Below are 22,438 nucleotides of genomic sequence, written 5' to 3'. Positions count from 1 at the left end.
CCTATCCTTCTGCTGTTTCTTGCGCCCGCACCCAGCTGATCAGGTCGGCTGCGGCGTCGTCCGCAGTGGCGAACGGGTCCTGCAGCTCCACCGTGCGGGGTTCCGGGCGGTTGACCTTCAAGTGCACCCAGTCGACATTATGCGCAAGGCCCCGCTCGCGCACGGCGGTGAGAAACTCGCCGCGGACAGCTGCTCGCGTGGTCGCGGGCGGGTTGTCCACCGCGTGCTCGATGGCGGCGTTGTCGATCCACCGCGCCGCGAGCCCCTTGCGTTCCAGCACGTAGAACAGCCCGCGCTCGGGGTTGATGTCGTGGTACGTCAGGTCGATCTGGGCGAGCTTCGGGTGGTCCCAGCCGCAGCCGAGCCGGTCTTTGAACTGGGTGAGCAGTTTGCGCTTGATCACCCAATCGATCTCCGTGTCTACGCCGGAGAAGTCCTGCGTGGCAATGGCGCCGAGCACGCGGGCCCACAGGTCCACCACCCGCGCCATCTCCTCATTCGGCGTGCCCTCGTCCGGGCGCTGCTTGAGCCAACGCTTCGCCGCGTCGAGGGTGCGCTGCTGTACCTCGAGCGCGGTGACGGTGCCGCCCGCTGCAAGGTTGAGTTCGGTAGCACCTGTGGGGTCGGCGGCGATGTCGCGGATGTGCGCGATCGGATCCGCCAGTTCCATGTCCGGCAGGTCGAAGCCGGCCTCCAGCATCTCTATGACCAGCAGCATCGAGCCGACCTTCAGCGCGAAGGTGGGCTCGGACATGTTGGAATCGCCCACGATCACGTGCATGCGGCGGAAGCGGTGAGAATCTCCGTGGGGTTCGTCGCGGGTGTTGATGATCGGCCTGGTGCGCGTGGTGGCGGACGAAACGCCCTCCCACACCTGGTCTGCGCGCTGGGAGATGACGAACTTGTCTCCCGCGATCTTGCCCGCGCCACAGATCAGCTGGCGCGTGATCAGAAACGGCAGCAACTGTTGGCCGAAGGACTTCAGCGCGAGCTCGCGGCTGATCAGGTAGTTTTCGTGCGCGCCGTAGGAGTTGCCGCGCGAATCCACGTTGTTTTTGAACAGGTAGGTCGAGCCCGCGAAGCCGTCGTTTAGCAGCGCCTCGTCGCACTGCTGCGACAACTGGTGGAAGATCCGCTCCCCCGCCTTGTCGTAGGCGAGCAGTTGGCTCAGCGAGTCGCACTCCGCGGTTGCGTACTCAGGGTGCGAGCCCACATCCAGATACAGACGTGAAGCGTTGGCTGTGAATACGTTGGAGCTGCGGTGCTGCGCGACCACCGGGCGAAACAGGTAGCGAGCGACCTCCTCGGGCGTGAGCACCTGGCGTGAGCCGTCGTAGGCGGCCACGCCGAACTCCGTTTCTACGCCCATCACTCGGCGCGGGTAGCTGGTTGTCAGCTTACTGCCCGCCCTTCTGCACAAACGACTTCACAAACTCCTCCGCGTTGTTGTCCAACAGCGCGTCAATCTCGTCGAGCAGGTCGTCGGTGCCGGAGGTGTTGATCTGGGCCTGGCCGGCCGATTCTGCTGAGACGTCCTCGCCGTGGTTGTCCCCGCCGCCGGAAGCTTGTGTCTGTTGCGTAGCCATAGATGCAACCTTAGCGCTCTGGGGCCAGCCCCAGGCCGGAAAGCAGCTCGCGTGTTGTCGCAGAGTTTTCGATTAACTCCCCCACGTCCGCTTTCGTGTGGCTGCCCAGCAGGTCCAGCGGTACCCGGTAGAGCTGCCCGTCCACGGTAAAGAGCATGGACTGCCAGTTCGAGGCCGTTAAGTCTTCTGCGAACTTTTCGCCGGCGCGCCCCCGGAAGTAGGCGCGGGTGTCCTCCGGTGGGTGCGCCGCGGCACGCGCGATCTCTTCGGCGCTGACCATCGTGCGCATCGCTCCCTTGCGCACCAGCGCGTGGTACAGGGACGTCTTTGGGTCGATGTCCGCGTACTGCAGGTCAATCGCCTGCAGCTTCGCCTGGGTTGCTCCGCGCTGTTCAAACCTGCGCACCAGCGCCCACTTCGCGGTCCAATCCAGCCGGTCGGCGGTGGAGAGCGGGTCGCGCTCGAGATCGTCGAGGACCTCGCCCCACATCTTGAGCACTTGCTTATCGACGTCGCTGCGCCCCTCGCACCCAGCCCTGTATTCACGGAGGATGGAGATCGCGGACATCCTTTGGCCGTCGAGAAGCTCAAGCTCGTATTGCAGCGTGGGGTCGTGGCTGACTGCCTTGATGTCTTCGACCGGGTTTCTCAGGCGAAGGTGCGAGAAATCCACGCCGGCCTCAATCGCATCGAGCACAAGCGAGGTCATGCCGAGTTTGAGGAAGTTGGAGAACTGGCTCATGTTCGCATCGCCCACGATGACGTGCAGGCGGCGGAACTCCTCCTCGGGTGCGTGCGGCTCGTCGCGCGTATTGACAATGCCGCGGTTGAGCGTGGTTTCCAGCGAAATCTCCTGCTCGAAGTAGTCCGCGCGCTGCGAGATTTGGAAGCCTGGCTCCTGCGACTCCTGGCCGATGCCCACCCGGCCCGCGCCGATGATGACCTGGCGGGTGACGAAGAACGGGATCAGCGCCTGGGTGAGGTTCTCGAAGTTGGTGTGGCGCGAGTACAGGTAGTTCTCGTGGCTGCCGTAGGAGCGGCCCTTGCCGTCGACGTTATTTTTGTAGAATTTCAGCGGCGGGCACGGCTCGTGCTTGGCCAGCACGGAGACCTTCTGTTCCCACAGCTCGCGGATGCAGGCGGCGGCGTCGTTGAGGACGATGTCGCCGGCGGCATCAAAGACCATGGCGTCGAAGGCGTTCGAGCATTCCGGGCTGGAGTATTCCGGGTGGCCGTGGTCGACGTAATAGCGCGCGCCGTTGGTGGTGACCACGTTGGCCACCCCGATCGCGTTTGCGTCCACAACCGGCACGCTGCGGTAGCGCTGCAGGTTGAAGCCGCGGGCGTCTTTCAGCGGGGCTTCTTCCGCGTAGTCCCAGCGGGTGCGGGCCTGGGTGCGCAGCGCCGCGTAGGCAACCACCGCGTGCGTGGAAGTGACCAGCGGGCTGATCTGCGGGTTGTCCGGGCAGGTGATGCCGTACTCCGTCTCGGTTCCCATGTAGCGCGTCATAGGTGACGAGCCTACAGGCGTGCCCGCGTTTGGAAGATAATACGATCAGACGTATTTTATTTGAGTATGACTTCCGTAACACAGCCCGGTGCGGCCGCGCCGCAGACCGAGCGCAAATTCTTCGGCCAGCCCTGGGGGCTGGCCAACCTCTTCGGCATTGAGCTGTGGGAGCGCTTCAGTTTCTACGGCATGCAGGCGCTACTGGCGTACTACATGTACTACTCGGCAACGGAGGGTGGTCTCGGCATCGACGAGCCCACCGCGCTGAGCCTGGTAGGCGCTTACGGCGGCTTCGTTTATATGATGGCGCTGCTCGCCTCCTTCGTGGGCGACCGCATCCTCGGCGCCGAACGCACCCTGTTCTACTCGGCGATCCTGGTCATGGTCGGCCACGTCGTGCTCGCCCTCGTTCCGGGCGCCACTGGACTCGCCATCGGCCTGGTGTGCGTCGGCATCGGGTCCGGCGGCGTGAAGACGGCGACCCAGGTGGTGCTCGGCGACCTTTACACGCGCGAGGACCCGCGCCGCGACGCAGGCTTTTCCATCTTCTACATGTCCGTCAACATCGGCGGCCTGCTCGGCCCCGCGATCACGGGCTGGGTGTGGGGCAAGTCAGGCTTCCACTGGGGCTTCGGTCTGGCCGCCATCGGTATGGCCATCGGCCTGATGCAGTACATACTCATGCGTAAATCCACCATCGGCGCCGCCGGCTCCGAGGTGCCCAACCCGCTGCCGCGGTCGAAGTGGGCACCCGTCGGTTTCAGCGCGCTGGCAGTTGCCGCGATCATGGTCGGTCTGCTCACCACGGGCATCCTGCCGCTGGACTTGCTGAGCTGGGTCGTCTTCGCTATCGCCCTTGCCGCGACGGTCATCCTGCTGTGGGAGATGTTTGCCTCCGACAAGGTCACTGCCCACGAGAAGTCGCGCCTGACCGGCTACATCCCACTGCTCGCCGGCTCCGTCGCGTTCTTCGCCATCTTCCAGTCGCAGTTCACCGTAGTGGCGCTGTACACGGATCAGCGCGCTGACCTGACCTTCTTTTGGACTGAACTCGAGCCCTCACAGGTGCAGTCCTTCAACCCGCTGTTCATCATCATTTTCGCGCCGATCTTCGCCACCGTGTGGACGAAGCTGGGCGAGCGCCAGTGGGCTTCTGCCACGAAGTTCGGCGTGGCCAACATCATCATCGGCCTGTCGCTGTTCATCTTCCTGCCGTACGTGGGCAAGGGCGAAAACTCCACCCCGCTTGCGGTACTGGTGCTGATCCTGTTCCTGTTCACCATGGGCGAGCTGCTGCTCTCCCCCGTCGGTAACTCGCTGGCCACCAAGGTCGCCCCGGTGGCGTTCAAGTCGCGCCTGTTCGCGGTGTGGCTGATGTCCGTATCCATGGGTACCGCGCTTTCCGGCGTACTCGGCTCGCTGTACAACCCGAACGATGCCACCGCCGAGCGCACCTTCTTCTTGACCCTGTCCGCAGCAACGATCGTGCTCGGGTTGGTCCTGATCGCAATCAGCCGCTGGGTCGTGCGCAAGTTTGGGGACGTGCGCTAGGCGGAGCTTGCGTCGCAAAGCTAAAGCTCGTTACTCGCACATCGTTTATCGCCTCTCAGAGGAGACTAACGAGGTGCAGGTAACGAGCTTTACGCGTTTGAAGCCCTACCAGCCGCGCTCAGCCAGGCGGTGCGGCGCGGGAAGGTCGGCGACGTTGATGCCGACCATCGCCTCGCCCAGTCCGCGGGACGCCTCGGTCACGGCGGCGATGTCGTTCCAGTTCTGGGTCGCCTTGACCACGGCCTTGGCGCGGGCCTCCGGGTTGCCGGACTTGAAGATGCCGGAGCCGACGAACACGCCGTCAGCGCCGAGGTGCATCATCAGCGCCGCGTCGGCCGGGGTGGAAACGCCGCCGGCAACCAGCAGCGGCACCGGGAGCTTGCCGTGCACAGCCACGTAGGCCACCAGCTGGTACGGCGCCTGCAGCTCCTTCGCCGCGACGAAGAGCTCGTCGTGGTTGCTGTTCCAGATCGCCTGCAGTGACGCAATTTCACCCTTGATGGTGCGGATGTGTTTGGTGGCTTCCGAAACGTCTCCGGTGCCGGCCTCACCCTTGGAGCGGATCATCTGCGCACCCTCGTTGATGCGGCGCAGCGCCTCGCCCAGGTTGGTGGCGCCGCACACGAACGGCACCGAGAAATCCGTTTTGTCGATGTGGTTGACGTAGTCGGCCGGGCTCAGCACCTCGGACTCGTCGATGTAGTCCACGCCGAGGTGCTCGAGGATCTTCGCCTCCATGTAGTGGCCGATGCGCGCCTTGGCCATGACGGGGATGTCGACCGCCTCGATGATGCCCTCGATCAGGTCCGGGTCTGACATGCGGGCCACGCCGCCCTGGGCGCGGATATCGGCGGGAACGCGCTCGAGCGCCATGACGGCGGACGCGCCAGCGTCCTCGGCGATCCTGGCCTGCTCGGGCGTGACCACGTCCATGATCACGCCGCCAATGAATTTCTGGTTCAACTCTTCTGCTTGAGACATACCGCTTAGTCTGCCCGTGCAACTGGTAGATTCCAAGTGCCAGTTCCATTTAGTTTCTTTGGACCAGTTGATGCTGCTGCACGTCTCCCGCAACCACCCCACCCCGATCCCGGCACAGATCGCCGCGGGTATCCGCGACGCTGTCGCCAGCGGGGCGCTATCGCCTAACGACGTCATCCCGTCCACCCGCGCCCTCGCCGAACAGCTCGGGGTATCCCGCGGCAGCGTGGTCACCGCCTACGACCAGCTCGAAGGTGAGGGCTACCTGCTGACCAGCCAGGGCGCGCCGACGCGGATCCACCCGGACCTCACCGTCGCCGCGCCCCTGCCCGAACCCACCGGCGGCTCGCCTGCCCGCACAACCCCGAAGGCACGCATCTCCTTGAAGCCCTCGCCCGGCAGCGCGGGCACCATCCGCCCCGCAACCTGGCGTAAGGCGTGGCGCGTGGCTGCAGCGGAACCCGGGAACGCGGTGGACAAGTCCGGTGAGCCGGAGCTGCGCCATGCAGTGGCTGAGCATCTCCGCCTCGCTCGCAGTATGCGCGTCTCACCGGACCAGATCGTGGTCACGGGCGGCTCCCGTGAGGGACTCATGTGCATTCTCTTTGCGCTTGGTCCAAACCTGCGCGTGGGCGTGGAAGACCCCGGGCACCCGGGACTGCGTCGCGTGATCCCGCTCGCCGGCCACGAGGTCGTGGAATGCGCAACCGACGCCGACGGCATCGTGGTCGACGAACTCCCAGACTCCCTCGACGCCTTACTGGTGACCCCGTCGCATCTCTACCCCTTCGGCGGCGCAATGCCCGCCGCCCGCCGCGTGGAGCTGCTCGAGTGGGCCGTGCGCACCAACACGGTTGTGATCGAGGACGACTTCAACACTGAGCTGCGCTACCGCATCTCCCCACAACCGGCGCTGTCCTCGCTGGCAACCCGCGCGGACGTGCTCACCCTCGGCACGTTTTCCACGCTGCTCTCCCGCGAGCTCGCCGCCGGCTACGTCGTGGTCTCGCCAGCGACCGCCGAGGCTTTGCGCGAGGTCCGCAGCGTCTTGGGCATGCCGGTTTCCTCCGTCACCCAGCGGGCGATCGCGCACTTGCTTAACGACGGCGTGGCCCGCCGCGCATCCCGCGCCGTCCACCGGGGATTAGCGCAGCGACGGGGAGTACTACATGAGCGGCTGGTTCCGCTATACGACGGTGCCCGACTCGCACCCGGCGACGGCGCGGACCTCACGGTTCGTTTCGGCACCCGAGAAGAGAGGGACGAGTTTGAAACGCGTCTGCTTGAGGCCGGTATCGCGTCCGGGCACGAATCCACCTTGTGGACCAACAGCGGCGACGGTTTGGTGCTGAGCTTTGCACACCTCAGCGCTGGTGATTTCGATGTCGCTGTCGACACAGTTGCGCAGACGCTCGCCACCCTGGGCCGAGCCCAGTAACCGGGCCTACCCGATGACCTCCGCGGCGACGACGCGCTTGCCGTGGCGGCCGGTGATCCGCGCCCACTCGTCGGGGTTCGCCGTGTTCGGCATGTCTTCGCTCTCGTCCTGCTCGGCGCGGACGGCCTCGCGGAGGTGCGCCTCCGTCAGGCCGGCGGTGGACACGCCCGAAAGGTGGTCCTTGATGGCCAGCTTCTTGGCGCGGTCCACCACGTTGGCGATCATCGCGCCGGAGACGAAATGGTGGTAGTGCAGGGTTTCGGCGGAGCCGTCGACAAGCTCGAGGCGTACGAAGGGACGCGGGGCGAACATGGCGTCTGCGGTGGCGTCGATAAGCACCTCGCGCGGGGCCGAAAGCGGGACCTCCTCGGTGATGTAGCGCGCGAGGATGTCCTTGGCTTCGTCTTTGTTGGGGCGCGAGACGCGGATTTTGATGTCCAGGCGGCCGGGGCGCAGGATGGCCGGGTCGATGAGTTCCTCGCGGTTGGTCGCGCCGATGACGATGACGTTGGCGATGTCCTCCACGCCGTCGATTTCCGTGAGCAGCTGCGGGACCACGGTGGTCTCCATATCGGAGGAGACACCGGAGCCGCGGGTGCGGAAGATGGACTCCATCTCGTCGAAGAAGACGATCACCGGGTTGCCACCGGCGGCCAGCTCGCGGGCGCGCTCGAAGATGAGGCGGATGCGGCGCTCGGTCTCGCCGACAAACTTGTTCAAAAGCTCCGGGCCCTTGACGTTGATGAAGTGCGCCTGTCCCCCGTCGCCGATGCGCTGCGACAGCGAATTCGCCACTGCCTTAGCGATGAGCGTCTTGCCGCAGCCGGGCGGGCCGTACAGCAAAAGCCCCTTCGGCGGGCGCAGGTCGTAGGCCTGGTAAAGCTCCGGGTGGGAAAACGGCAGCTCCACGGAATCCTGGATCGTCTCGATCTGGGAGCTCAAACCACCGATGTCGGCGTAGGTGACATCCGGGATCTCGTCCAGGGACAGCTGGTTGACCTCGGTCTTCGCGATACGCTCAAACGCGTAACCGGCGGAGGCGTTGACCAGCACCGTGTCGCCGGCGCGGGCGGATTCGCGCAGCGGCTCGGCGAGCATGACAATCGATTCGGCGCCCTGCTGGTCCGCCACAATCGCGCGGTCCACGCCGACCCGCTCGACCATGGTTGCGAGCTGGCCGGTGGGGTCGAAACCGCAGGTCTCCACCACGATCGTGCCCTCGCCCAGCCGCACGAGCGTGCCGGGGACTAGCTTGGACGGATCCACCAGCGGCGAGACCTTCAGCCGCATGCGCCGTCCGGTGGTGTGCACCTCCGCCTCTCCGCTGCGCGGGGCGGGCGCGAGGTAGATCCCGTACGTCGATGCCGGCTCGTTGAGCTCCTCGACCTTCGCGTACAAGTCATTGAGCTTGTCGCGGCTGACTTTCAGCAGCTCAGCGAGCTTCTCGTTGCGCGACCCGAGATCGCGGTTTTTGCGCTTGAGCTCGCGCAGCTCCGGTCCGAAGGCATCGTCGTGGATTTCAGGCATGCGTTCGAGCCTACATAGGAGCGGGCTGCTTATCGACGAGCCTTGCGCTGCGGCCGCGGCGGCGTCACCCCGTCGGCGAGCCTGCGCGTCCAGACGAGGAATGCCGTGTGCGCGTTCATGCGGTGCTCCGGGCGCGTGGCAAGGCCTTCAACCTTCCACTCACGCAGCAGAGTCTCCCACGCGCGCGGTTCGGTGAAGCACTTCGCCTCGCGGATGGCCTCCATGATGTTCATCAGCTGCGGCACGGTGGCCACGTACGTCATGAACACACCACCGGGGATGAGCACGTTTTTCACCGTGTCGATGAAGTGCCACGGCTCCACCATGTCCAAGATGACGCGGTCGACCTGGCCGTCCAGGTTTTCCGGGGTGACCTCGCCGAAATCGCCGAGGCGCGGGGTCCACCACTCGGGTTCGCCTCCGAAGTAGTCGGCGACGTTGTCTTTGGCGAACGCCAGGTGGTCGTCGCGGATCTCGTAGGAGTACACGTGGCCTTCCGGGCCCACAGCGCGCAGCAGCGACATGGTCAGCGCGCCGGAACCGGCGCCCGCCTCCAGCACTCGCGCGCCCATGAAGATGTCGCCCTCGACCAGGATCTGCGCGGCGTCTTTCGGGTAAATCACCGCGGCACCGCGCGGCATGGACAGCACGTGGTCCACCAGCAGGTGGCGGAAGCACAGGTAGTCGGAGCCGAGTGTTGACTTCACCACGGTTCCTTCATCGGCGCCGATGATGTCGTCGTGGCTGACTATGCCCTTGTGCGAGTGGAATTGCCCGCCCTCTTTGAGCTCGATGGTGAAGTGGCGGCGCTTCGCGTCGGTGAGCTGCACCTTGTCGCCTGGCTGGAACGGTCCCGAATACATGGCGGTAAGTATGCCTTACTGCGCCGCCGCATAAAAAGCCGTCAGCGCGCGCACGAAGTAGTCCATGTCGTCCACGCCGCACAGCTCTCGGGCGGAGTGCATGGAAAGCAGCGGCACGCCGACGTCCACCGTGGGAAGGCCCAAGCGCGTCGCCGAAATCGGGCCGATGGTGGATCCGCACGGCACGGCGTTGTTACCCACGAACGTTTGGTGCGGCACACCCGCCGCGCGGCAGGCCAGGATCCACTCCGTCTCCGTGGCGGCGTTGGAGGCGTAGCGCTGGTTCGCGTTGATCTTGAGCACTGGGCCCTTGTTCACCAGCGGGTGGTGGGTGGGGTCGTGCTTGCCCGGGTAATTGGGGTGCACGGCGTGGGCCGCGTCGGCGGAGACCTGGATGGAGTTTGCGATGATCTCGGCCGGGTCGCCGAAGCCTGCCGCGACCTTGGTCAGCACGCGCTCCAGCAGCGGGCCGCCGGCGCCGGCGGTGGATGCGGAGCCGACCTCCTCGTGGTTGAAGGCGGCAAGCACCAGGATGTCCTCGGCGTCGTCCTTGGCGGCAAGCATCGCTTCAAGGGAGGCCCATACGCTGGTCAGGTTGTCCAGGCGGCCGGCGGCGAGCAGGTCGCCTAACACCTCGCCGCGCTGCGCGTCCGCAGTGATCAGCTCGTGCGCCACGATGTCCTCCGCGCTAAGCCCCGCGGACTCGGCAGCCAGCTCCAGCAGCGGGCGGTCCACGCCCAGGATTGGCTGGGTGTGCACCTGGCGGTCGATCTCCGGCATGTCGCCGCGGTAGAGGTGGATGGCCAGGTTGGGCACGCGCGCGACCGGGCCGGTGTTGACCAGGTGCTCGGTGCGGTCCGCGGTGACCACGCGGCCCGCAAACGTCAGGTCGCGGTCGAACCAGCTGGCCAGAATCGGCCCGCCGTAGACCTCCACCGCAGCCTGGCGGAAGCCCTCGCGCACCACGTCCGGGTCCGGCTTGGCCATCAGTCCCGGCGAATCTGTGTGGGAGCCGATCACCCGAAACCGTGGGCGGGCTGTTTCGGGCACCCACCAGGCGACCACGGCCCCGTCGCGCTCGATGAGGTGGCCGCCGGGGGCGTGTGCGCCGTCGTCAAGCGAAGTGCTCCGTGTAAACCCCGCGGTTTGAAGCCTTTCGGCGACGGCCGCGCTCGCATGGAACGCGGAGGGGCTTTGGGCGATGAAATCGATGAACGGCTGTGTCATGGCTCCACTCTATGATGTTGAGCACCATGTTGAACGCCAGCACTCCCCCACGCCCACTAGCCATCTCGCCCTCGCGCGCCTCCGACTACAAACGCTGCCCGCTGCAGTACAGGCTGCGCGCCATTGACAAGATTCCGGAGCCGTCGACGGAAGCCCAGGTCAAAGGCACTCTGGTCCATGCCGTGCTGGAGGAAATGTTCGCCTGGCCGCGCGAGGAACGCACGTACCCGGCGGCGGTCAAGCGGCTGAAGCCGAACTGGGAGAAGATGCGCGCCGAGGACCCTGCTTGCGCCGAGCCGGTCGCGGACGAGTACCAGTTGCTTGTGGACGCCCGCACGTTGCTGCGCGGCTACTTCACCATGGAAAACCCGCTGGGCTTCGACGCGCACGCCCAAGAGATGCCGGTGGACTTCACGCTGCCCAACGGGGTGCCGGTGCGCGGGTTCATCGACCGCGTGGACATAGCTCCCACCGGCGAGGTTCGCGTGGTCGACTACAAAACCGGCAAAAAGCCACTGCCGCGCTACTCCCAGGACGCGCAGTTCCAGATGCGCTTCTACGCGCTGGTGTACTGGCGCATGTTCGGGGTGGTGCCCACGCAACTGAAGCTGATGTATCTGAAGGTGATGGACTCGATGATCCTCGCCCCGTCACGCGAGGAGCTGGAGTACTTCGAACGAGACCTAGCGGAGCTGTGGTTCAAGATCGAAGCCGACGGCAAGGCCGGCACGTTCCGCCCGCAGCAGTCCAAGCTGTGCGGGTGGTGCGCCTTCCAGCATCTGTGCCCGGTCTTCGGCGGCACTCCCCCGGAGTACCCCGGGTGGCCGGGGTCGCGGGCGGAGGCACGTAGCGACGGCGGCGCCGCGCCCGGGGACGCGACTGAGGCCTAGAACAGGCCGGAAACCACGCCGTTCGCGTCCACGTCGATGTTGTTGGCGGCCGGCTGTTTCGGCAGACCCGGCATGGTCATCACGTCGCCGGTCAGCACCAGCACGAAGCCGGCGCCGGTGCGCGGCACGATGTTGCGCACGTGCAGCGTGTGGCCTTCCGGCGCGCCGAGCTGGGCCGGGTCGTCCGAGAATGAGTACTGCGTTTTGGAGATGCACACCGGCAGGTTGTCAAAGCCGTTGTCCTTGAGCGTCTGCAGGTCCTTCCGCGCTGCGGCGGAGTACTGCACGTCGGCGGCGCGGTAGATCTCCTTCGCAATGGTCTCGATGGACGCCTCCAAACCTTCGGCGGGGTCGTACAGCGGGTGCGAGGTGCCCTCGGTGAGGTTGTCCAGCAGGGTCTGGGCGAGCTCGAGTGCGCCGTCGCCGCCCTTCGCCCACACGTCCGCCTCAGCCAGCGCGATGTCCTTAGCCTGCGCCCAGTTCTTCAGGAATTCGAGCTCGGCCTCGGAATCGGTGGCAAAGCGGTTGAGCGCAACCACTGGGGTCACGCCGAACTTGCGCACGTTTTCGACGTGGCGCTCGAGGTTGACAATGCCCTCCTCCAGCGCGGCAACGTTTTCCGCCGACAGGTCCGCCTTGGCCACGCCCGCGTTGTGTTTGATGGAGCGGATCGTGGCCACAATGACGGCACCGGCGACGTCGAGGTCCCCGTAGCGCGCCTTGATGTCGAAGAACTTCTCCGCGCCCAGGTCGGAGCCGAAGCCGGCCTCCGTGAGCACGATGTCGGCGTACTGCTGGGCGGTGCGGGTGGCAATCAGGGTGTTGCACCCGTGGGCGATGTTGGCGAACGGGCCGCCGTGGATGAACGCAGGCGTCCCGCCGAGGGTCTGCACGAGGTTCGGGTTGACCGCGTCCTTCAGCAGCGCGGCCATCGCGCCTTGGGCACCGAGGTCACCGGCCGTGACCGGCTTCTTGTCGTAGGTCAGCCCGATGGTGATGTTGGCCAGGCGCTGCTTTAAGTCCTCCAGGTCCGTGGCCAGGCCCAGAATCGCCATGATCTCGGAGGCGGCGGTGATGGTGAAGCCGGTCTCCGCCGGCACACCGTGGGCCGGCCCACCCAGGCCGGTGACGACGTTGCGCAGCGCGCGGTCGTTGACATCCACACAGCGCTGCCAGGTCACGCGGCGCGGGTCGATGTTGAGCGCGTTGCCTTGGTGGATGTGGTTGTCAATGAGCGCGGCCAGCGTGTTGTTGGCGCTGGTGATCGCGTGGAAATCGCCGGTGAAGTGTAGGTTGATCTGCTCCATCGGCACCACCTGGGAGTAGCCGCCGCCAGCAGCGCCGCCCTTGATGCCCATCACGGGGCCAAGCGACGGTTCGCGCAGCGCGACCATGGCGTTCTTGCCCAGCTTCGCCAGCGCGTCCGTCAGGCCGATCAGGGTTGTGGACTTGCCCTCGCCCGCGGGCGTGGGCGAGACACCGGTGACCACGACGAGCTTGCCGGGGGCGTTGCCCGGGTTCTGGGTGATGTCCACCTTGGCCATGTGCTTGCCGTACGGGATCAGCGCATCGTCGGACACACCTGCCTTCGCGGCGATCTCGGTGATGGGGGCGAGCTTATGGGCCTGAGCAATTTCGACGTCAGTCAACGGTTGTGCAGTCATGCACCTCACACTACAACGGCACCAATGGCATAACCCAGAATTACGCTGACAAAGATGCACACCACACCCGGCACCAGGAACGGGTGGTTAAACACGTACTTGCCAATGCGGGTGGAGCCGGTGTCGTCCATCTCTACCGCGGCAAGCAGCGTCGGGTACGTCGGCAGCACGAACAGCGCGGAGACGGCAGGGAAGGCGGCGAGCGCGGTCAGCGGGCTCACGCCAATCGCTAGTGCCGCCGGGATCAGCGCCTTCGCCGTCGCGGCCTGGGAGTACAGAAGCGATGCGGCAACGAAGAGCACGACTGCGAGCAGCCACGGCTTCGCGGTGAGCACGTCGCCTGCGATGTTTTGGATGTCTTCGATGTAGTAGTTGATAAACGTCGTGCCCAGCCAGGCCACGCCGAGGACGCACACGCAGGCGGACATGCCGGAGCGGAACACCTGGGTGTTTAAGATCTCCGCCGCGGTCGTGCGTGTGACCAGCACGATGGTTGCCGCGGCACCGAGCATGATGGCCATGATCGCCTCGTTGCGCGGGATGGTTGGGTCAGCAATGAGGCCCACCTGCTCCGAGATCAGCGTGGCGTAGACCATCACGATCACAATCGCGGCGAGGAAAATGCCCACCGATGCTTTCGCCCCTTGGGGTGCGACGTAGTGCTCGCGGGCAGCTGGCTTTGCCACGAGACCTTCGGCAACCCGCTGGCGGTAGACCGGATCATCCTCCAGCTCCGCACCCGACTTGTTGGCGATCCACGCCATCGGGAAGATCGCGAAGAACGTCGCAGGGATCATCACCGCCAACAGCTGGAGGTAGCCCACGCCGAGCGGCTCGAGCGCGGAGGCCATGAACACCACCGCGGCGGAAATCGGCGAGGCGACAATAGCCATCTGCGAGGCGATCACGGCCGCCGACAACGGACGCGAGGGCCGCACCTTGCCCTCCTTGGCCACCTCCACAATGACGGGCATGGTGGAAAATGCGGTGTGGCCGGTGCCGGCGAGCACCGTCATCAGCCACGTGACAATCGGCGCGTAGACCGTGATGCGCTTCGGGTTGCGGCGCAAGAAGCGCTCGGCCAGGTCCACCAGGTAGTCCATGCCGCCGGCGAGCTGCATCGCGGAAATCGCGGCGATGACGCACATGATGATGCCGATGACATCGAACGGGATGGCCTCCGCGCTGACCGGCATCCCGGTCGCGCCGAGCAGCAGGACGCCGAGCCCGCCGGCGAAGCCGATGGCGATGGAGCCCATCCGCGCGCCCACCACAATCGCCCCGAGGAGGATGATGATGTGGACGGCAAGTAACACGGAGGGCTCCTTCAGACAGTTATTAGGTCATCCCATTATCTGTCCGAAGGAGCCCGAAATGGAAATGCAGCCAGTGTGATGTTGCCTACGCGGCTGCGTTAAGCGGCGTGCCTATGCGTCGAGGCTCGGCTCGTCGTCGACGTAGAGCTTGCCGCGGTACTCCGGGTGCATGAGGTTTTCCTTGCTCAACAGCTTCTTCAGGTCCTCCTCCTCGATAAGGCCCTTCTCCAGCACAAGGTCGTAGACGCTCTTGCCGGTCTCCGCCGCCTCGCGGCCGATCAGGTCGCCGTTGTGGTGTCCGATCACCGGGTTGAGGTAGGTGATAATCCCGATGGAGTTGGTCACGTACGCCTCGCACACCTCCTTGTTGGCGGTGATCCCGGTGATGCACTTCTCACGCAGGGTCTTCGCCGCGTTGGCCAACAGGCGGATGGACTCGAACAGGGACTGGCCGATCACCGGCTCCATCACGTTGAGCTGGAGCTGGCCGGCCTCAGAGGCCATGGAGATGGTCACGTCGTTGCCGAAAACCTTGAAGCAGACCTGGTTGACCACCTCGGGGATGACCGGGTTGACCTTCGCCGGCATGATCGAGGAGCCTGCTTGGCGCTCCGGCAGGTTGATCTCGTTGAGGCCGGCGCGCGGGCCGGAGGAGAGCAGGCGCAGGTCGTTGCAGATCTTCGACAGCTTCATCGCGGCGCGCTTGATTGCGCCGTGCATCATCACGTAGCCGCCGGTGTCGGAGGTCGCCTCGATCAGGTCCGGGGACGCCTGGATGTCCAGACCGGTGACCTCGCGCAGCGCGGAGACGACCTGGTCGCGGTAGCCGTTCGGGGTGTTGATGCCGGTGCCAATCGCAGTGGCGCCCAGGTTGACCTCCAGCAGCGAATCGGCCGCGCTGCTGATAGTGCGCTGCTCCTCAGCGAGGTTGGCGCCGAAGGCGGTGAACTCCTGGCCCAGGGTCATTGGGACGGCGTCCTGAAGCTGGGTGCGGCCCATCTTGATGATGTCGGCGAACTCGTCGCCCTTCGCACGCAGCGCCTTCTGAAGCTCGTCGAGCTCCTCCAGCAGCCCCTGCACGGCGTAGTACACGCCGAGACGGAAGCCGGTCGGGTACGCGTCGTTAGTGGACTGCGACATGTTGACGTCGTCGTTCGGGTTGATCACGGAGTAGTCGCCCTTGTCGCGCCCGAGCAGCTCAAGCGCGAGGTTGGCCACCACCTCGTTGGTGTTCATGTTCAGCGATGTGCCTGCGCCGCCCTGGAAGACGTCGATCGGGAACTGGTCCATGCACACGCCCTCGTCCAAAATTTTGTCGCAGGCTGCGACAATGGCCTCGGACTTGTCCTTGGGCAGGGCGTGCAGGCGGCGGTTGGCGATTGCGGTGGCCTTTTTTACCTGCACCATTCCGCGGATGAACTCCGGCACGTCGTTGATCGTGCTTGCGGAGATCTGGAAATTATCCTTGGCGCGCAGGGCGTGGATGCCGTAGTAGACGTCAGCGGGGACCTCGGCGGCGCCGAGGAGGTCTTCTTCAGTACGAGTGCTCATGGGCGCCACTATACGTAGCTAAAAGCTTCTCGACGGGCGCTGCGTACCCCCGTTTTATGCCTGTCGAGCTGCAGAAAACCAATCGTCCACGTCACTGGCACCCGCACCGACGAAGTTGTCCGGAGCGAACTTCAACACACCGGCGGGAACCTCATCGGCTAGGCCCAGCACCGCGCATTTGGCGGCGGCTGCGGCGGACATGCCGTGCCAGGAGTCCTCCACCACGAGGCACTCCCCCGGCGCCGCACCCGCGAGCCGGGCGGCCTCGAGGTACATGTCCGGCGCTGGCTTCGCATGCGACACTTCGTCGCCGGTGATGGTGCCTGCGAAGAAGTCGCGACCGATCGCGTCGATGCACGGATCAGCCAGCACCCGCTCCGTGTTGGTGCACACGAACATCGGCGTGCCCCGCCGCGCGAGCGACTCGAGCACTCCACCGATGCCGGGGTTGAGCTCGATGCCGGTGGCGAACAGCTCGCGCATGCGGTCGAACATCCAGGTGCGGTAGCGCTCCAGGTCGCCGTCTCGAAGCTCGTAGCCCGCCCACTCGGCCACCACGTTCAAGGTGTTGGGGAAGCTGCCGCCGATGGTCTTGGCGCGCACCTCGGGGGTGAGCGGGCGTCCCAGTAGCTCGCCGAGCTCGTAGGTGGCCTTGCCCCACAGCGGCTCAGTGTCGATGAGTGTGCCGTCCATGTCCCAGAGGACGGCGGCCGGCCTACTCAAGTTCCGGCAGCTCGTTGAGCGCCTCGTCCGTGGTACCGGTAGCGGCTGCTGCACGGAACACCAGGGTCTCGATGTCGGCCTTCTCTTCCGGCTCGAGCACCGCGTTGGCGTGCTTCTCGTTGAACTCCTCGAGGTTCTCGTAGAACGGCACCACGACCTTGACCAGCGCGTCGCCCTCAGGGTCGTCGCCGAGCAAGTCGAGTGCGTCCAGGAACATCTCCAGGAGCTTTTTCAGATCCGGCAGCACTGCCGGGTCGAAGGGCTCTTCCCACAGGTCCTTGTCCTCGTCCTGGAGGTAGGAGCCGGTGGCGAAGGTGGTTAGGTCATCGATGAATTCGTCTACCTCGGGCTGAAACTGGGCCCGAATCGAATTGTCCGCAGCTGCGCTCATGCGCCCCATTGTGCGCGAGACGAGCTAAATGCGCACGCCGAGCAGCCCGTCGAGGGCGGTGGCGATGATCTGGTTGTGGTCGCCGGCCACGCCGTCGAGAAGCGAAAGTGCCTCGGGGGTTCTGAGATCGTCGGCGAGAATCGCGCGAAGCTTATCGACGACTTCCGTCGCCTCCGCCTCACTGACCTCCTCCGAAAGCTGTTCACGCCAACGCGCGAGACGCTCTTCTGCCTCGGCGAGGATCGCGTCGGAGAAGTCCCGGTCCTCGCGGTAGTGCCCCGAAAAGACGGCCAGGCGGATCGCCGACGGGTCGTGGCCCGCCTCCGAGAGCTTGTGCACGAACACGAGATTGCCCAGGGACTTGGACATCTTCACCCCGTCGAGCGCGATCATGCCGGCGTGGACGTAGTGGCCAGCCATGCGGTCGACCTCCAGCGCCGCCTCGGCGTGCGCCGCGGAGAATTCGTGGTGCGGAAACGCCAGGTCAGACCCGCCGCCCTGGATGGAGAAGTGCCCGCCCAGACGGTTGGTCGCAATTGCGGAGCACTCCACGTGCCAGCCCGGCCTGCCCGGGCCGAACGGTGAATCCCAGGCGGGCTCGCCCTCGCGGTGACCGCGCCACACCAGCGCATCCAGCGGGTCGCGCTTGCCTTCGCGGTCGGGATCGCCGCCGCGCTCAGCGAAGTACTCCTCCATGGTGGCGCGGTCCAGGTTGGATTCGTAGCCGAACTGCTTGGTGGCCTCGATGGAGGCGTAGATGTCGCCCTGGTCGAGCTCGTAGGCCGCGCCGGCGTCGAGCAGCTGCTGCACCATCGCGATCACCTCGTTTACCGATTCCATCGCGCCGATGTAGTCGCGCGGCGGGATCACGGAAAGGATCTCCATGTCGCTGCGGAATAGGTTGATCTGGCTGGTGCCGAGTTCGCGCCAGTCCACGCCGTCGCGTTCAGCGCGCTCGAACAGTGGATCGTCCACGTCGGTGATGTTCTGCACGTAGTGGACCTTGTGGCCGTTGGCGATGAGTTGGCGCTGCGCCAGGTCGAAGGTGAGGTAGGTTGCGGCGTGGCCGAGGTGGGTGGAGTCGTACGGGGTGATGCCGCAGACGTACATCCCCACCTCGCCGTTCGCGTCCGGGGTGGTGTCTACTTCCTTGACGCGCTGATCGGCGGTGTCGTAGAGCTTCAGCGCCACCGGGGCGCCAGCGACTGCGGGTACGGACGGATCGGGCCATGCATGCATGCGCACAACCCTACAACTACGCGCCCATCACGCCAGTGCCGAGCAACGCCATGACAAGAAGGCCCAGCGGAATGCGGTAGGCGGCAAACCACGCGAACGAGTGATTGGACACGAACTTCAGCAGCCACGCGATCGAGATGTAGCCGACCACGAAGCCGATGCCGGAGCCGACGAGCAGCTGCAGGCCGCTCGCCGCCTGACCCGCCTGAGGGTCGAAGGCGTCCGGCAGGGAGAACAGCCCGGAGGCCAGCACGGCGGGAATGGCCAGCAGGAAGGAAAAGCGGGTGGCCACCTCGCGGTCGAGGTTGAGGAAGAGGCCGCCGGAGATGGTGCCGCCGGAGCGCGACACACCCGGGATGAGCGCCAGGCACTGCCACAGACCCATCACAACCGCGTCCTTCATGGTCAGGTCCTCGAACCCGCGAGTTTTCTTGCCGCGGCGCTCGGCCAGGATGAACACCAACGAGAACAGGATCAGCACGGTGGCGGTGATCCAGAGGTTGCGGAAGTTCTCGCGAATTAAGTCCTTGAGCAGCACGCCAGCGATGCCGACCGGGATGGTGCCGGCGATGACCATCCATCCCATGCGGTAGTCGAAATTCCTCTTGGACTTGTCCGCTAGGCCGGCGAACCAGGCGGTGAGGATGCGCCAGATGTCTTTGGCGAAGAACACCAGCACGGCCAGCTCGGTACCCAGTTGGATCACAGCGGTGAAGCTGGCGCCGGCGTCTTCGCCCCAAAACAGCTGGGAGACGATGCGCAGGTGGCCCGAGGAAGATACTGGTAGAAACTCGGTGAGGCCCTGGACGATGGACAGGACGATCACCTGCACCCAGGACATGGTGGTGGCGGGATCAGTCATGGCGAAAGACACTACCCCGCCTTACTAGCCATCGCGGTACGCGACGGGCGCGTTGCTAGGCTTTGGCCTTGTGAATGCTCGTCTATTTGCCCCCAATTCCCGCCTCCGCTTCGCCGCGGCTTCCAGCGCAGTCATAGCTGCCCTGACCTTGAGTGCTTGTGGCGCGTCTCCCGCCGCCAAGATCGAGGAAGCTGGCGGTGAGGCCGCTGCGAACATGGGCAGCGCTGAGCCTGTGCAGTCCCCGCACTCGCAGGACCCGGCGGGCGACGTGGTCGACTTCGAGCCGGTGCGCGATGTGGACGTCACGAACGGCCGCATTGGGGTGCGCACGGACAACGCACTGACCATCGGCACGCTGGAAGAGATCCAGCAGGGCAAGGCCGCCCGCCACGAGCTGGACCAATCCTGCGGCGAGGCTTCCGCCAACGCCGGCACTTTCGCGCTCGCCTGCGCAGGCGAAATCAAGCTTTTCGGCGACCGAGAGGAGACTATTGCAACGGAGAAGCCGGTCACGGTGGCCACGGTGGCGTCGTCAGGCGAGGTGCTCGCAGGCAGCGACACTGAGCGCAAGGTGTGGGTCTTCGACGGCGGCGAGCTGAAAGACACCATCGACGTCGCACGCGAGACCGACCAGCTTGAGGCGGTGCCGGTGGACGGCCAGCGCGACTCCGTGGTGCGCACCAACCGCTTCGACACCACCATCCAGGACATCGACTGGAACGGCTCGCGCCAAGGCGGCACCCTGCGCGTGGGCCTAGGCGTGGGCAAGGTGCGCGGTGGCGAGCACGGCCTGGTGCTAGCCGCGGACTCCACAGGCAACCAGATCCACGTCTACACCACCGACGACATCATCCGCCTCCAGCAGTCCGCACCCGTGCCGGAGGCACCCTGGGACGCCGCGTGGGACCCGGCGCAGCGCCTCGCGTGGGTCAGCTCGCTAGCCAGCAACACGGCGACCGGTTACGACATCTCTCAAGGCATTCCGGTGAAGCGCAAGCACTTCGCCACCGTCGCCGATGCCCAGAGCATCATTACGCTTGACGACGGCACCGTGGTCGCCGCCTCCGCATCCGGCGACGGCATCCAGATCGTCTCCCCCGCCGACCAAACCGAGAGCAACTAGGAGATACCACCCATGACGCTCTACGACCGCGCACTCAAGCTCATGTTCCTGCTGCCGCCGGAGCGCATCCACGGCATCATCAGCAGCGCACTACAGACGCTGCACCTGGCCACCCCGGTCAACCGCGTGATGGAAAAGGCCGTGCGCGTGCACGACCCGGTGCTGCGCCAGACCGTTTTCGGCGTGGACTTCCCCGCCCCGCTGGGCCTGGCGGCCGGCTTCGACAAAAACGCCGAGGCCATCGACGCTTGGGGCGCGGTCGGCTTCGGCTACGCCGAGATGGGCACCGTGACCCCGAAGTCCCAGCCGGGCAACCCCACACCGCGCTTGTTCCGCTTGCCGGAGGACAAGGCGATTTTGAACCGTATGGGATTCAACAACAAGGGCGCGCTCGTAGTCGCCGACAATCTCCGCGCGCGCCGCTCCCGCGACGTGGTGGGCATCAACATCGGCAAGAACAAGACCTCCGAAGATGCCGTGGCGGACTACCGCGCCACCGCGACGCTGCTCGGCGGGCTGGCGGATTACCTGGTGGTCAACGTCTCCTCCCCCAACACCCCGGGTCTGCGCGACCTGCAGGCAGTTAAGGAGCTGCGCCCGATCTTGGAAGTGGTGAAAAAATCCACCGCCACCCCAGTGCTGCTGAAGATCGCCCCGGATCTTTCCGACGAAGACATCGACGCCGTGGCTGACCTCGCCGTGGAGCTGGACCTTGCCGGCATCGTGGCCACCAACACCACCATCTCCCGCGACGGGCTGAAAACTCCCGCCTCCAGGGTGGAGAAGATGGGCGCAGGCGGGATCAGCGGTGCCCCGTTACAGAAGCGCTCGCTCGAGGTGCTCAAGCGCCTCAACGAGCGAGTCGGCGACAAGCTGGTGCTGGTCAGCGTCGGCGGCATTTCCACCCCGGAGCAGGCGTGGGAGCGCATCGCCGCGGGCGCGAGCCTGCTGCAGGGCTACACCCCGTTCATCTACGGCGGGCTGGGCTGGATCCGCGGCATCCACCGCGGGATCGCCGCACAGATTAAAGCCCACGGCCTGGACTCGATTGAGCAGGCCGTGGGCAGCGGGCTGGAGTGGAAAGAACTCTAAACGCGCCCTGCTGCGCTGCGGCGCAGCACCACCGCGCACAGTCCGGCGGCGAGCGCCCACCCGATGAGCCAGAACGGTGTGGTGGCCATGAATTCGGTGTCGGGCGCGATAAATCCGAGCCCAATGAGCACCACGGCCGCGAGCAGCGCGCCCACCTGGGTGCGCGAGCCTTCCTGCTTGGTGTTGTAAGTGGCGAAGGCGCCGACGATAGCCACCGCAGCGATGACGGAGAGCACCTGCGGGGTGACGGGGAACGTGGCGTCGCCTCGGAGCAGCGCCAGCACGGCGTAGAGCACGAGCACGAGTGCGATGCCCATGAACGCGCCGCCGACGCGGAGTTGCACTGGAACCATTCGGCGAATCTTACTGGTTTTCGTACCAGCCCCAGATGATGGCGCGGCCGAGCGAGTGGAAGTTCAGGTTGAAGCCGAGCTGGGTGGGGTTGGCAATCTCGTCCGCGGGCAGTTCCGTGTCCACCGCGTGGACGGCGAACAGGTAGCGGTGCGGGCCGTGGCCGGCCGGCGGGTTTGCGCCGTAGAAGCCCTGCACGCCGCTGTCACCGGTGAGTACCACCGCTCCGACACCGAGGTCGTCCTTCGCGCCCGCGCCGGCGGGCAGCTCGGTGACGTCAGCCGGGATGTTGAACGCGGACCAGTGCCAGAAACCGGAGGCGGTCGGCGCGTCCGGGTCGAAGCAGGTCACAGCGTACGTCTTGGTGCCCTCCGGGGCGCCGGACCAGGACAGCTGCGGGCTGGTGGCGTTGTCGCCGGCCAGCGTGTCGGCGAGGCGCTCGCCGTCGACGATGTCCTCGGACGCGATGTCGAAGGAAGGCACGTCCGCAAGCGGGGCGTACGGGTCGGGGCCGGGGAAACGGTCGGAAACATAGTTGGCAGTCATGTCCCCA

General features: G+C 65.7%; 21 protein-coding genes. 5 read left to right on the top strand and 16 right to left on the bottom strand.

What is annotated here, in order from left to right:
* Position 1: 1 nt before the first annotated feature.
* From pafA to dop, 3 genes are read right to left on the bottom strand one after another with little or no spacing between them, the layout of a single operon-like run.
* On the bottom strand, positions 2 to 1,369 hold the full coding sequence (gene pafA, locus NUW87_RS01550) for a Pup--protein ligase (RefSeq protein WP_269026964.1): 1,368 nt from the start codon (positions 1,367 to 1,369) through the stop codon (positions 2 to 4).
* Positions 1,370 to 1,397: 28 nt separating this feature from the next.
* Positions 1,398 to 1,586 (bottom strand): ubiquitin-like protein Pup, encoded by a 189-nt coding sequence (locus NUW87_RS01545; protein ID WP_239218891.1) that lies wholly within the window; start codon positions 1,584 to 1,586, stop codon positions 1,398 to 1,400.
* A 10-nt stretch (positions 1,587 to 1,596) separates the two neighbouring features.
* Positions 1,597 to 3,096: a depupylase/deamidase Dop gene (gene dop, locus NUW87_RS01540; protein WP_269026963.1), complete on the bottom strand. Its 1,500-nt coding sequence runs from the start codon at positions 3,094 to 3,096 to the stop codon at positions 1,597 to 1,599.
* A gap of 66 nt (positions 3,097 to 3,162) precedes the next feature.
* On the opposite strand from dop, the gene NUW87_RS01535 reads away from it, so the two are divergent.
* Entirely contained in the window at positions 3,163 to 4,647 is a 1,485-nt protein-coding gene (locus NUW87_RS01535) for a peptide MFS transporter (protein WP_269026962.1), read from the top strand.
* Positions 4,648 to 4,752: 105 nt separating this feature from the next.
* On the opposite strand, the gene pdxS is transcribed toward NUW87_RS01535, so the two are convergent.
* Complete coding sequence (pdxS, locus tag NUW87_RS01530) at positions 4,753 to 5,628, bottom strand: pyridoxal 5'-phosphate synthase lyase subunit PdxS (protein WP_269026961.1); 876 nt, start codon at positions 5,626 to 5,628, stop codon at positions 4,753 to 4,755.
* A 58-nt stretch (positions 5,629 to 5,686) separates the two neighbouring features.
* Between pdxS and pdxR the strand changes: the two genes are divergently transcribed.
* The gene (gene pdxR / locus NUW87_RS01525) at positions 5,687 to 7,066 is read left to right on the top strand and encodes a MocR-like pyridoxine biosynthesis transcription factor PdxR (protein WP_269026960.1); all 1,380 of its coding nucleotides are present in this window, start codon (positions 5,687 to 5,689) and stop codon (positions 7,064 to 7,066) included.
* Positions 7,067 to 7,072: 6 nt separating this feature from the next.
* Here pdxR and arc read toward each other — a convergent pair whose 3' ends face one another.
* Genes arc through NUW87_RS01510 form a run of 3 tightly spaced genes read right to left on the bottom strand, consistent with a single transcriptional unit; the run spans position 7,073 to position 10,683 of the window.
* Complete coding sequence (gene arc / locus NUW87_RS01520) at positions 7,073 to 8,593, bottom strand: proteasome ATPase (RefSeq protein ID WP_269026959.1); 1,521 nt, start codon at positions 8,591 to 8,593, stop codon at positions 7,073 to 7,075.
* A gap of 29 nt (positions 8,594 to 8,622) precedes the next feature.
* Positions 8,623 to 9,456: a tRNA (adenine-N1)-methyltransferase gene (locus tag NUW87_RS01515; protein WP_239218879.1), complete on the bottom strand. Its 834-nt coding sequence runs from the start codon at positions 9,454 to 9,456 to the stop codon at positions 8,623 to 8,625.
* A gap of 15 nt (positions 9,457 to 9,471) precedes the next feature.
* Positions 9,472 to 10,683 carry a M18 family aminopeptidase gene (locus tag NUW87_RS01510; RefSeq protein ID WP_269026958.1) on the bottom strand — a complete coding sequence of 404 codons (1,212 nt, stop codon included), beginning with the start codon at positions 10,681 to 10,683 and terminating at the stop codon, positions 9,472 to 9,474.
* Positions 10,684 to 10,709: 26 nt separating this feature from the next.
* On the opposite strand from NUW87_RS01510, the gene NUW87_RS01505 reads away from it, so the two are divergent.
* Positions 10,710 to 11,573 (top strand): RecB family exonuclease, encoded by an 864-nt coding sequence (locus NUW87_RS01505; protein WP_239218875.1) that lies wholly within the window; start codon positions 10,710 to 10,712, stop codon positions 11,571 to 11,573.
* Here the strand turns inward: NUW87_RS01505 and NUW87_RS01500 are convergent.
* From NUW87_RS01500 to NUW87_RS01470, 7 genes are all read right to left on the bottom strand, one after another.
* Positions 11,570 to 13,237: a formate--tetrahydrofolate ligase gene (locus NUW87_RS01500; protein WP_269026957.1), complete on the bottom strand. Its 1,668-nt coding sequence runs from the start codon at positions 13,235 to 13,237 to the stop codon at positions 11,570 to 11,572. The genes NUW87_RS01505 and NUW87_RS01500 overlap by 4 nt on opposite strands.
* Before the next feature lie 5 nt (positions 13,238 to 13,242).
* Positions 13,243 to 14,553 carry an anaerobic C4-dicarboxylate transporter gene (locus NUW87_RS01495; protein WP_269026956.1) on the bottom strand — a complete coding sequence of 437 codons (1,311 nt, stop codon included), beginning with the start codon at positions 14,551 to 14,553 and terminating at the stop codon, positions 13,243 to 13,245.
* Positions 14,554 to 14,664: 111 nt separating this feature from the next.
* The gene (gene aspA, locus NUW87_RS01490) at positions 14,665 to 16,104 is read right to left on the bottom strand and encodes an aspartate ammonia-lyase (protein ID WP_269026955.1); all 1,440 of its coding nucleotides are present in this window, start codon (positions 16,102 to 16,104) and stop codon (positions 14,665 to 14,667) included.
* A 54-nt stretch (positions 16,105 to 16,158) separates the two neighbouring features.
* Positions 16,159 to 16,827, bottom strand: coding sequence for an HAD family hydrolase (locus NUW87_RS01485; protein ID WP_269026954.1), 669 nt, complete (start codon positions 16,825 to 16,827; stop codon positions 16,159 to 16,161).
* Complete coding sequence (locus NUW87_RS01480; protein WP_269026953.1) at positions 16,820 to 17,218, bottom strand: hypothetical protein; 399 nt, start codon at positions 17,216 to 17,218, stop codon at positions 16,820 to 16,822. Before NUW87_RS01480 ends, NUW87_RS01485 begins: the two co-directional genes overlap by 8 nt.
* Before the next feature lie 24 nt (positions 17,219 to 17,242).
* Complete coding sequence (gene mshC / locus NUW87_RS01475; RefSeq protein ID WP_269026952.1) at positions 17,243 to 18,457, bottom strand: cysteine--1-D-myo-inosityl 2-amino-2-deoxy-alpha-D-glucopyranoside ligase; 1,215 nt, start codon at positions 18,455 to 18,457, stop codon at positions 17,243 to 17,245.
* 16 nt (positions 18,458 to 18,473) lie between these two features.
* Positions 18,474 to 19,319: an undecaprenyl-diphosphate phosphatase gene (locus NUW87_RS01470; protein WP_269026951.1), complete on the bottom strand. Its 846-nt coding sequence runs from the start codon at positions 19,317 to 19,319 to the stop codon at positions 18,474 to 18,476.
* A gap of 70 nt (positions 19,320 to 19,389) precedes the next feature.
* Between NUW87_RS01470 and NUW87_RS01465 the strand changes: the two genes are divergently transcribed.
* Together NUW87_RS01465 and NUW87_RS01460 are read left to right on the top strand one after the other, a co-directional pair.
* Positions 19,390 to 20,442, top strand: a complete 1,053-nt coding sequence (locus NUW87_RS01465; RefSeq protein ID WP_269026950.1) for a YncE family protein — start codon at positions 19,390 to 19,392, stop codon at positions 20,440 to 20,442.
* Positions 20,443 to 20,454: 12 nt separating this feature from the next.
* Entirely contained in the window at positions 20,455 to 21,534 is a 1,080-nt protein-coding gene (locus tag NUW87_RS01460; protein ID WP_269026949.1) for a quinone-dependent dihydroorotate dehydrogenase, read from the top strand.
* Here the strand turns inward: NUW87_RS01460 and NUW87_RS01455 are convergent.
* Positions 21,531 to 21,887, bottom strand: a complete 357-nt coding sequence (locus NUW87_RS01455) for a hypothetical protein (RefSeq protein ID WP_269026948.1) — start codon at positions 21,885 to 21,887, stop codon at positions 21,531 to 21,533. The genes NUW87_RS01460 and NUW87_RS01455 overlap by 4 nt on opposite strands.
* Before the next feature lie 10 nt (positions 21,888 to 21,897).
* The gene (locus NUW87_RS01450; protein WP_269026947.1) at positions 21,898 to 22,431 is read right to left on the bottom strand and encodes a YbhB/YbcL family Raf kinase inhibitor-like protein; all 534 of its coding nucleotides are present in this window, start codon (positions 22,429 to 22,431) and stop codon (positions 21,898 to 21,900) included.
* Between the last annotated feature and the right edge of the window lie 7 nt (positions 22,432 to 22,438).

Source organism: Corynebacterium pilbarense, assembly GCF_026930265.1.
GTDB lineage: Bacteria > Actinomycetota > Actinomycetes > Mycobacteriales > Mycobacteriaceae > Corynebacterium > Corynebacterium pilbarense.
This window is presented reverse-complemented; position numbering and strand designations above follow the sequence as displayed.